Here is a 10,797-nt window from a genome sequence, read left to right on the forward strand (position 1 = left end):
TCATGGGCGAGATCACGGCGRCCAGCCAGGAGCAGACCTCGGGGATCGAGCAGATCAACCAGGCGATCACGCAGATGGACCAGGTGACGCAGCAGAACGCGGCGCTGGTGGAGCAAGCCTCGGCCGCCGCGCAGTCGCTGCAGGGCCAGGCCGGCGACCTGTCGCAGGTGGTGGGCGTCTTCAGGCTGCGGAACCCGGACGCTGCAGTGCGGCCTTCAAGTCTGGCCTAGTGTTGCCGATATAGAACCCGAATGCATTACAGCGGCGATGCCGCAAGCAACACCCCACCGACTCAACCAGGTAATCCCCATGTCAGGAAGTTTGTTCTTTACGGGCCTGAGCGGTCTCAACGTCGCGCGCACCGCGCTGATGACCACGGCCCACAACACCGCCAACGTCTACACCGCCGGCTACAGCCGGCAGGTCGCCGAGATCGCCACCAACTCGCCGACCGCGACCGGCTCCGGCTACATCGGCAACGGCGCGGTCGTCACCACGATCTCGCGCAGCTATGACCGCTATCTCACGGCTCAGCTCGCCTCCGCCCAGTCTGCCTCCGCGGCGCTGGACACCAACGGAACGCAGATCAACCGCATCGATTCGCTGCTGGCGGACCAGACGGGTGGCCTCAGCCCGCTGATGCAGAGCTTCTTCACGGCGGTGCAGGGCGTGGCCAACACGCCTTCCGACACCGCCGCCCGCCAGCAGTTGATCAGCTCGGCCCAGTCGCTGGCGAGCAAGTTCCGCTCCACGGACCAGTACCTCACGGACATCAATTCGTCGGTCAACGACCAGATCAAGGGCCGTGTCGAGCAGATCAACACCTACTCGAGCAAGATCGCGAGCCTCAACCAGCAGATCAGCATGATTACGGCGGTGGCCGGCGGCCAGCCGCCCAACGACCTGCTGGACCAGCGCGACCAGCTGGTGACGGAGCTCAGCCAGATCGTCGACGTCAAGGTGCTGCAGCAGGACAACGGCAAATACAACGTCTTCATCGGCAGCGGCCAGTCGCTGGTGACTGGCGACCAGTTCTCCACCGTCAAGGCGATGCAGTCCTCGGCCGATCCGACCCGCACGGCAGTGGCGCTGGTGGGTGTCGCCGGCAATGTGTCGGAACTCAGCGACAGCATCTTCACGGGCGGTACGCTGGGCGGCCTGATGACCTTCCGCAACGAGACGCTCACGGCCACGCAGAATGCGATCGGGCGCCTTTCGATGGCGCTGGCCGACTCGCTCAATGCACAGCAGAAACTGGGCATCGACCTGAATGGCGCGCTGGGTCAGGACTTCTTCACGACCGCCACCCCGGGGGTCTTCTCGAACGCCGGGAACTCCGGCAATCTGGTGCTCTCGGGCAGCGTGACCAACAGCAACCAGCTGACCTCTAGCGACTATGCGGTCCAGGTCACGAATGTCGCCGGCACCCCGACCTATTCGGTGACGCGCCTGTCGGACAAGCAGTCCCTGGGTTCGTTCACGAGCTTTCCGATCAGCTTCGACGGCGTGAGCCTCTCCGCCGCCAGCGGCACGGCCAACGCCGGCGACACCTTCCTGGTCCAGCCGACCCGCACCGGCGCGCGCGACATGGACGTCACGGTCCTCGATCCGACCAAGGTGGCTGCGGCGTCGCCCGTGATCACGGGCAACAGCAGCACCAACAAGGGCAGTGGGGCGCTCAGGGCGGCCACCATCGGCGCGGGTTACCCGGCCACGCCGCTCGCCGCCAATGTCACGATGAGCTATGACGCGGCGACCGGCACGCTGTCCGGCTTCCCCGCGGCGTCCGCCGTGACCGTGACCCAGACCAGCGGCATCGCAACGACCTACGCAGCGGGCGCGCCGGTGCCCTTCACCGCCGGTGCCAAGATCAGCTTCGACGGCATCACGGTGAGCCTCAGCGGTACGCCGGCGCAGGGCGACACCTTCACCATCGACAAGAACGTGGCGGGCGTCTCCGACGGCAGCAATGCCCTGCTGATGGGCGCCTTGCAGCGCCAGAGCATGATGGCCAATGGCACCACGACCTTCAACGGCGCGTACTCGCAGCTGGTCAGCGAGGTGGGCAACCGGGCGCTGCAGGTCAAGGTTGCCGGTGCCACCCAGGACAGCGTGACCAGCCAGATCAAGGCCAGCCAGCAGTCCATCTCGGGGGTCAACCAGGACGAGGAAACAGCCAACCTGCTGATGTTCCAGCAGATGTACCAGGCCAATGCCAAGGTGATCCAGACCGCGTCGACCATCTTCGACGCGATCCTCGGTATCAGCAACTAATACAGGAACCGCCATGCGTATCAGCACCAGTTCGTTCTACGAGCAGAACGTCAACGCGATGGGCCTGCAGCAGCAGAACCTGTTCCGCGTCCAGCAGAAGCTGGCTTCCGGAACCAAGTTCCTGACCGCCGGCGACGATCCCATGGGCGCTGCACGGGCGCTCGGCGTGAGCCAGACCTTGGCCGAATCCTCGCAGTACGCGACCAGCCGCGATCGCGCCACGCTGTCGCTCTCGCGCGAGGAGAACGCGCTCGACAGCACGACGACGATCCTGCAGAACATCAAGACCCTGACCGTGCAGGCGGGCAACGGCACGCTGTCCGACGCCGACCGCGCCTCGCTGGCCACCAGCATCCAGAGCAACCTCGACGAGCTCGTCGGCATCGCCAATTCGGACGACGGCAACGGCCAGTTCCTGTTCGCCGGCTACAAGAGCGCCACCGCCCCCTTCGTCTCGACGGCGAGCGGGGGCGTCCAATACATGGGCGACCAGGGCCAGCGCCTGATGCAAGTGGATGTGGCGCGCCAGATGTCGACGTCGGACGACGGCCGCACGGTGTTCCAGTCGGTGCAGGCCAGTGCCGGCTATGTGACGTCCGACAACGCCGCCAACACCGGATCGGGCGTGTTCGGCGCCATCGGGGTCAATGACGCGACCGACCCGAACTACGGCAAGGACTTCCAGATCAGCTTTGCGGGCGGCAACTACACGGTGACGACCAAGGAAGTACCGCCGGTGACAGTGTCGACCGGCACCTTCGACCCCAAGACGCCGATCGCCTTCGGCGGCATCCAGGTGCAGATCACGGGAACGCCTGCCAATGGCGACACCTTCGACGTCTCCACGGCCAAAAATGCAGGCACCGACGTCTTTGCCGCGATCGGCAATCTGATTACCGCGCTGAAGACGCCATTGACCGGCGGCGGCAGCGGCGCGCAAGCCAAGCTGTTGAACGCGCTCAGCACGGCCAACGTGAAGGTCTCGAACGCCCATGACAACGTGCTGACGGTCCGGGCTTCGATCGGTTCGCGCCTGAATGAGCTCGACGCGCTCAGCGCCAGCGGCTCGACCCGGGACCTGAACGACAAGAGCTACCTCTCCAGCATCCAGGACCTGGACCCGGCGAGCGCGATCTCGGAGTTCTACCAGCGGCAGACCTCGCTGCAGGCTACGCAGATGACCTTCGCGAAGCTGAGCTCGATCTCGCTGTTCAACTATCTCTAGACCCATCCGTCGCGGATCTGATCTCGAGGCCCTGCGCAAAGCTTTGCGCAGGGCCTTTCTCATTGCGGCGTCGCACAGTTTCCGGATCAGAAGGGTGGTTCCCCTTCTGATCCGCCCTTTGCTTCATTACACGGCCGCCAACAATCGAAGCGCCGCAAACACTCTGTTCATCGATGACCGCATCCCTTGCATCGCAGCAACCTGCCAGCCCGGACCCCAGCCCCGTGCTCGACGCGCTGGCGCAAGCGCTGGACGAATCCCTGCAGCTCGCCACGACCTGTCACGAGGCCGGCCAGCTCGCGCAGGCGGAGACTCTCTACCGCGGCATTCTGGAAGCGCTGCCACGTCACCCCCAGGCGAACTACGGCCTGGGCCGACTGGCCGTGCGCATGGGTCAGGCGAGCGAGGGGCTGCCCCACTTCGCCGCGGCCTTGGAGGCGCAGCCGGAGAACGCGGAGTACTGGCTCGGCTGCATCGATGCACTGATGCAGGCCGGGCAGATCGACGCCGCGCGGGAATTGCTGGAATCGGGATTGCAGCACGGCTTGCAGGGCGAAGTCGTGGATGCGCTGGCCGCGCAGCTGGAAGTTCGCGCGCAGATCGCCCGTTCGATTCGCGACACGCAGGCGCCTGCCGCGGTGGCACAGGCGGCGCGGCCCAAGCACGCGCCGAGCCATGCGAATGGCAAGGCGCAACCGAGCCTTCGGGAGCTCGACAAGCTCAAGACGGCCCTCAAGAAGAAGCGCTATGACGAGGCCAAGGCGCTGGCTCGCTCGCTGATCCTGCGCTTTCCGCAACACGGGGCAGCCTGGAAGACTTTCGGCGTGGTGATCGGCATGCAGGGCACGCCGGAGGAAGCGCTGCAGCCGATGGAGACGGCCGCGCGACTGCTGCCGCAGGATGCCGAGGCGCAGCTCAATCTGGGCCTGGCCCTCGCTTCCGTGGGACGCAAGAAAGAGGCCGAGGCCAGTCTGCGCCGGGCCGTGGAAATAGACCCGACCTACGCCAAGGCCCATCGTAACCTGGGTGTCATGCTCCAGGGACAGGCCCGGCTTTCTGAGGCGGAGATGCATTGCCGGCGGGCGCTGGAGATGGACCCCTCCTATGTCGATGCCCACCTGGCGTTGGGTGCCGTTCTCGGCTACATGGGCCGGCTGGCGGACGCCGAGGCGAGCTACCGGAAGGCGCTCGACATCGATCCGGCCAAGGCCGACGGGTACAACGAACTGGGCATCCTGCTGCTGGAACAGGGCCGTTCGGCCGAAGCCGAAGCGGTGTACCAGCGCGCCGTGGCAGTGGCGCCGGGCCTGGGCTACCTCCATACCAACCTGGCCACAGCGCTCAGCGCCCAGGGGCGGCAAGGCGAAGCCGACGCCAGCTACCGTCGGGCCCTGCAGGCCCAGCCGGATCGGTACACGTCGCACAGCGCCCTGCTGACCAGCCTGACCCTCAGCCAGACGATCGGCGCCGAGCCCCTGTTCGCCGAGCATCGCCGCTTTGGCGAGCAGTTTGAAACGCCGCTGCGGGCGTCCTGGCGGCCCCATGACCGAGCGCCTGACCCCGAGCGGCCGCTGCAGGTCGGATTCGTGTCGGGCGACTTGTACAACCACGCCGTCGCCTCGTTTCTCGAGCCGGTGCTCGCGCATCTGGCGGGCGAGGCGTCCCTGGTGCTGCATGCCTATTCGACCCGGCGCGCCGCGGAGGACCACGTGAGCCAACGCCTGCGTGGCTACGTGAAGCACTGGCACACGGTCGGAGGCCTGGAAGATGCCGAGCTTGCGCAGAAGGTTCGTGCCGACGGCATCGACATCCTGATCGACCTCTCGGGCCATACCGCCGACAACCGTTTGCTGACCTTCGCCCGCAAGCCCGCGCCGGTCCAGGTCAGCTGGATGGGCTATCCAGGGACGACCGGCCTCGAGAGCATGGATTACTACCTGTGCGATCCCTTCATGCTGCCGCCGGGACAATTCGACAGCCAGTTCACCGAGAAGCTCGTGCAGCTGCCGGCGAATGCGCCCTTTCTGCCCTCGGCAGTGGCGCCGCCGGTCAACGACCTGCCGGCACTCCGTGCGCGGCACATGACCTTCGGCAGCTTCAACCGGCTCAACAAGATGAGCCGGGACGTGGTCGCCGTGTGGTCGCAACTGCTGCGCGCCGTGCCCACATCGCGCATGGTGCTGGGCGCCATGCCGCGCGAGGGGGAATACGACGCGCTGCTCGGCTGGTTCGGCGAGGAGGGCATCGAACGCGGTCGTCTGGCCTTCCATCAGCGTTCCGTCATGCAGCACTACCTGGCGCTGCACCACCAGGTCGACGTGTGCCTGGACACCTTCCCCTACAACGGCGGGACCACCACCTTGCATGCGCTGTGGATGGGGGTGCCCACGCTGACGCTCGCCGGCAGCACGATGGCCGGCCGCGTCGGTGCCGGCGTCCTCGGCCATGCCGGCCTGGATGAATTCGTCGCCCAGGACGCCGCGGCGTTCGAGGCGCTGGGCGCGGCGTGGGCGCAACGCCTGCCCGAGCTGGCGCAACTGCGTGCCGGGCTTCGCGATCGTTTCACGCAGTCGGCCATCGGCCAGCCCGCGCTGATCGCCGCCGGACTGGAACGGGCCCTGCGCACGATGTGGCGGCGCTGGTGCGCCGGCTTGCCCGCCGCATCCTTCGAAGCCGTTCGCGCTCAAGGGGGCCGAGCATGACGACATCGCGCAAGGATCCTGTCTATGTGACGCAGCCCCACCTGCCGCCGCTGGACGAGTTCATCCCCTACCTGGAAAAGATCTGGGCCAACAAGACGCTGACCAACGGCGGCCCCTTTCATCATCAGCTCGAGCAGGCCCTTTGCGACTACCTGGGGGTCAACCACCTGGCCCTCTTCACGAATGGCACCCTCGCCCTGGTCACGGCGCTGCAGGCCTTGCGCATCACGGGCGAGGTTATCACCACGCCGTATTCCTTCGTGGCGACTTCGCATTCACTGCTCTGGAATGGCATCAAGCCGGTGTTCGCGGATGTCGACCCGCTGACTCTCAATCTCGATCCGGCCAGGATCGAGGCGGCGATCACGCCGCAGACGACCGCGATCATGCCGGTGCACGTGTATGGGCACCCGTGCGACGTCGAGGCCATCCAGACGATCGCGGACAACTACAACCTCAAGGTCATCTATGACGCGGCGCACGCCTTCGGCGTCCAGGACGCCGGCGGCAGCATCCTGAGGCATGGCGATCTCTCGGCGCTGAGCTTTCATGCGACCAAGGTGTTCAACACCTTCGAAGGCGGCGCCATCATCTGCCCCGACGCCAAGACCAAGGTGCGCATCGACCAGTTGAAGAACTTCGGCCATGTGGGGGAGGTCACGGTGGTCGCGCCCGGAATCAACGGCAAGATGAGCGAGGTCAATGCCGCGTTCGGTCTGCTGCAGTTGAACTACATCGATCAGGCACTCGCGCGCCGCGCGCAGATCGATGCGCTCTATCGCGATCTGCTCGAGGGCACCCCGGGCATCCGCTGCCTTCGGGATGCCGGCGAACGGGTCGCCAATCATGCCTACTTCCCGATCCTCGTCGAGCCCGAGTACGCGCTGAGCCGCGATGCGCTCTACCAGAAGCTGCGCGAGCACCACATCTACGCCCGCCGCTACTTCTACCCGCTGATCTCGGACTTTCCGATGTATCGGAGCTTGCCCTCGGCCCATCGCGACAACTTGCCGGTGGCGTCCGCTGCCGCGCAGCAGGTGCTCTGCCTGCCGATCTATCCTGCCTTGCAGGACGCGCAGGTGGAAGCGATCGCCGGGCTGATCGGCGCCTGGGCCGCGACGCAGGAAGGAACCGAGGTAAGGATCGAGGCGATCGCATGAAGGTGGCCATCATGCAGCCGTACTTTATGCCCTACATCGGCTACTTCCAACTCATCAGCGCGGCCGATCTGTTCATCGTGTACGACAACATCAAGTACACGAAGAAAGGCTGGATCAACCGCAATCGCATGCTGCAGAACGRCAAGGACGCCGTGTTCTCGCTGCCGTTGAAGCGGGACTCGGATGCCCTCGATGTGCGGGAAAGATCGCTGACAGCGGACTTCGACCGCGCCAAGCTGCTTCAGCAGTTCGAGGGCGCGTACCGGCGGGCGCCGTATTTCAGGCAGACCTTTCCCTTGATCGAACGGAGCGTTCGCTGCGAGGAGTCGAACCTGTTCGGCTTTCTCCATCACGCGATCGCGAGCACCTGCGAACACCTCGGCATCGCGACCGAGATCCGGGTCTCCTCGAGCATCCCGATCGATCACGGCCTGAAGAATCAGGAGAAGGTCCTCGCCTTATGCAAGGCCGTCGGGGCTCGAAGCTACTTCAATGCGATCGGCGGCATGGCGCTGTACGCCGTGGACGAGTTTCGGGCGCACGGCATCGACCTGCGCTTCGTCCGATCGAAGCCGCTGCAATACCCGCAGTTCGACCAGCCCTTCGTCCCGTGGCTCTCGATCGTCGACGTGCTGATGTTCAACTCGCTCGACACCGTCCGCGGCTGTGTCGGCTCCGGCTATGACCTGGTCTGAGGGGACGGCACCGATGTTCGTGTGGAAGAAGCGGGGCAAGGTCTTCACCCCGCAGGCGGTCGAAGGGCGAAGCTGGCTGAAGGAGTTCGCGCAGGCGCCGGCCACGCTGGTCTTCGGCGATTTCGTGCGGGTCTATTTTTCTTGTCGCCCACCGGCGGACGCGAACGGGCAGTACGTGAGCTATTCGGCGTACGTCGACCTCGACCGCAAGGACCTGTTCAAGGTGTTGCGGGTCAGCGAGCAACCCATCCTGGGCCTGGGAGGACTGGGTGCGTTCGATGAGTTCGGCACCTACCCGGTCTCCGTCATACGCGCCGGCGACGAGGTCCGCGCCTACTACGCGGGCTGGACGCGTTGCGAATCGGTGCCCTTCAATGTCGCCATTGGCTGCGCCGTCAGCCGGGACCAGGGACGGACCTTCACCAAACTTGGCAGCGGCCCGGTCCTCGGCTATTCGCCGGACGAGCCCTTCGTTCTCAGTGGCCCGAAGATCCGCCGCTTCAACGACGTCTGGTGCCTCTGGTACATCGCCGGGCGCAAGTGGAAGGGGGTCGGGGGGAAGCCCGAGCCGGTCTACAAGATCCGCATGGCGACATCTCGCGACGGCATCCATTGGACCAAGCTGAACAAGGACCTGATCGAGAGCCGCATCGAAGAGGACGAGGCGCAAGCCAGCCCGGACGTCTTTCATGCCAACGGCAAATATCACATGTTCTTTTGCTACCGCTACAGCAGCGACTACCGCGGCAAGGCGAAGGGCTATCGCATCGGCTATGCGTCGAGCAGCAATCTGACCGACTGGGTCCGCGATGACGCGAAGGCCGGGATCGACGTGTCGGAGCAGGGCTGGGATGCCGAGATGGTCAGCTATCCGCATGTGTTCGAGCTGGACGGCAAGACCTGTCTCTTCTACCTCGGCGACCAAGTCGGCCGCCACGGCTTCGGACTGGCCGAGCTCGACGGAACACTGGCCTGAGGGGCGAACGATGAAGCTGACGAAGCTCGGAAGAATCTTCGATCCGACACGACACGCGCTGCCGAACGACTGCGTCCAGTTCGCGCAGTCGCCGCAGGCCCTCGTGTTCGACGATTTCGTGCGCATCTATTTTTCGACCCGCGCCGTGGACAAGGCCAACGGCAAGTACCTGAGCCACATCGCCTTCGTCGACATGCAGAAGAACCTGCGCGAGATCATTCGGGTCTCCGAGAAGACCGTCATTCCGCTCGGGGGCCTGGGATGCTTCGACGAGCACGGCATCTTCCCGATGAACGTGCTACGCCATGGCGATCGGATCCTTGCCTATACCTGCGGCTGGAACCGCCGGGTCTCGGTGTCGGTCGACACCGGCATCGGCCTTGCCGTGAGCCACGACGACGGTCTCAGCTTCCAGCGCATCGGCCAGGGGCCCGTGCTCGGCGCTTCACTGCACGAGCCTTGCCTGGTCGGCGACGGCTTCGTGAAGGTGATCGGCGGCACTTTTCACATGTGGTACATCTTCGGCACGGGCTGGAAGCGCCATGCGCCCGATGCAGCGGCCGACCGCACCTACAAGATCGGCCATGCGGTCTCGAAGGACGGCATCCACTGGGTCAAGGAGGAAGCGCGGCAGCTCATCCGCGATCGCCTGGGCGCGGACGAAAGCCAGGCGCTCCCCACGGTCGTCGAGATCGCGGGCCGCCACCACATGTTCTTCTGCTATCGGGAGTCCTTCGACTTCAGGAAGACGAAGGGCCGCGGCTATCGCATCGGCCACGCCTATTCCGACGACCTGAGCCACTGGACCCGCGACGATGAGAATCCGCGGCTCGAAATCGGCCCGGGCGAGTGGGACTCCGAGATGCAGTGCTACCCGCACGCATTCGAATGCGACGGCAGGTTCTACCTGCTGTACAACGGCAACGAGTTCGGCCGTTGTGGATTCGGGCTGGCGGAGATCGGGACATGAGCGACGGGGTCACCATCTTCCTGAACAGGGCCACCGAAGCGCAGATCGCCGAACACCTGTCCTATTGTGACGTCGATTTCGTGCCGCCTCTGAGCGGTCGTGTCGAGATCGGCGGCTATGCCCGCAAGCTGGCGTCCAGCGCCGAACGCTTCGAAGCCTGGGCGGGCAGCGTGCTCGTCGGACTGGTCGCGGTCTACTGCAACGATGCCGGACGCGGTGCCGCGTTCATCACGAGCGTCAGCGTGCTGCGGGAATGGCAGGGGCAGGGGATCGCAAGGCGGCTCTTCGCGCAGTGCATCGGACATGCGAAAGAGCTGGGCTTCGAGCGCCTTGAGCTCGAGGCCGATCGCGGCAATGCCAGCGCGATCCATCTGTATGAGAAGACGGGCTTCATCGTCGGCAAGGCGACGGGTCGCTCGATGGCCATGCACCTGGATACCGGACAAAAAGCAACCATGAGCAATTCACGCGACTTCGACCTCGAGATTCGAGATACCGCCGACCACCAGTACGCCTACGGCTTCGACTTCGACGTCATGCACCAGTTCATGATCCGGTCGTTCGACCCCTTCTTCAACAAGGGCAGCCTGCTGGAGCTGGGCAGCTTCAAGGGCGACTTCACCCGGCGCTTCCTGCCGTACTTCGATGACGTGACTTGCGTCGAAGCCTCCGGCGTTGCCGTGGAAGAAGCCAGGCGCAAGCTGGGCGACCGGGTCCATTTCGTGCATTCGCGCTTTGAGGCGGCGACTCTGCCGAAGCGCTACGACAACATCGTCCTGACCCATGTCCTGGAAC

At 65.1% G+C, this 10,797-nt stretch carries 8 protein-coding genes and 1 pseudogene; all 9 read left to right on the forward strand.

Going from position 1 to position 10,797, the window contains the following annotated elements:
- Positions 1-230: pseudogene (locus tag AC1DY5_RS26840) on the forward strand (methyl-accepting chemotaxis protein); the annotation flags it as partial.
- Positions 231-309: 79 nt separating this feature from the next.
- Positions 310-2,274 (forward strand): flagellar hook-associated protein FlgK, encoded by a 1,965-nt coding sequence (flgK, locus tag AC1DY5_RS26845; RefSeq protein ID WP_478116335.1) that lies wholly within the window; start codon positions 310-312, stop codon positions 2,272-2,274.
- Positions 2,275-2,287: 13 nt separating this feature from the next.
- Entirely contained in the window at positions 2,288-3,499 is a 1,212-nt protein-coding gene (gene flgL, locus AC1DY5_RS26850) for a flagellar hook-associated protein FlgL (protein WP_478116336.1), read from the forward strand.
- Positions 3,500-3,672: 173 nt separating this feature from the next.
- Entirely contained in the window at positions 3,673-6,201 is a 2,529-nt protein-coding gene (locus AC1DY5_RS26855) for an O-linked N-acetylglucosamine transferase family protein (protein WP_478116338.1), read from the forward strand.
- Positions 6,198-7,361, forward strand: coding sequence for a DegT/DnrJ/EryC1/StrS family aminotransferase (locus AC1DY5_RS26860; protein ID WP_478116340.1), 1,164 nt, complete (start codon positions 6,198-6,200; stop codon positions 7,359-7,361). Before AC1DY5_RS26855 ends, AC1DY5_RS26860 begins: the two co-directional genes overlap by 4 nt.
- The gene (locus AC1DY5_RS26865) at positions 7,358-8,056 is read left to right on the forward strand and encodes a WbqC family protein (RefSeq protein WP_478116341.1); all 699 of its coding nucleotides are present in this window, start codon (positions 7,358-7,360) and stop codon (positions 8,054-8,056) included. Before AC1DY5_RS26860 ends, AC1DY5_RS26865 begins: the two co-directional genes overlap by 4 nt.
- Positions 8,043-9,032: a glycoside hydrolase family protein gene (locus AC1DY5_RS26870; protein WP_478116342.1), complete on the forward strand. Its 990-nt coding sequence runs from the start codon at positions 8,043-8,045 to the stop codon at positions 9,030-9,032. Before AC1DY5_RS26865 ends, AC1DY5_RS26870 begins: the two co-directional genes overlap by 14 nt.
- Before the next feature lie 10 nt (positions 9,033-9,042).
- Positions 9,043-10,002 (forward strand): glycoside hydrolase family protein, encoded by a 960-nt coding sequence (locus AC1DY5_RS26875; protein WP_478116344.1) that lies wholly within the window; start codon positions 9,043-9,045, stop codon positions 10,000-10,002.
- Positions 9,999-10,797, forward strand: a 799-nt coding sequence (locus AC1DY5_RS26880) for a GNAT family N-acetyltransferase (RefSeq protein ID WP_478116346.1), incomplete at its 3' end; no start/stop codon positions are given. The genes AC1DY5_RS26875 and AC1DY5_RS26880, both read left to right, overlap by 4 nt.

The organism is Variovorax sp. P4_D9 (genome assembly GCF_056401695.1).

Excerpts from the sequence above, each read along its gene's own strand:
- AC1DY5_RS26860 (WP_478116340.1), top strand. The coding sequence starts at position 6,198 with ATGACGACATCGCGCAAGGATCCTGTCTATGTGACGCAGCCCCACCTG.
- flgL (WP_478116336.1), top strand. The coding sequence starts at position 2,288 with ATGCGTATCAGCACCAGTTCGTTCTACGAGCAGAACGTCAACGCGATG.
- flgK (WP_478116335.1), top strand. The coding sequence starts at position 310 with ATGTCAGGAAGTTTGTTCTTTACGGGCCTGAGCGGTCTCAACGTCGCG.
- AC1DY5_RS26870 (WP_478116342.1), top strand. The coding sequence starts at position 8,043 with ATGACCTGGTCTGAGGGGACGGCACCGATGTTCGTGTGGAAGAAGCGG.
- AC1DY5_RS26855 (WP_478116338.1), top strand. The coding sequence starts at position 3,673 with ATGACCGCATCCCTTGCATCGCAGCAACCTGCCAGCCCGGACCCCAGC.
- AC1DY5_RS26875 (WP_478116344.1), top strand. The coding sequence starts at position 9,043 with ATGAAGCTGACGAAGCTCGGAAGAATCTTCGATCCGACACGACACGCG.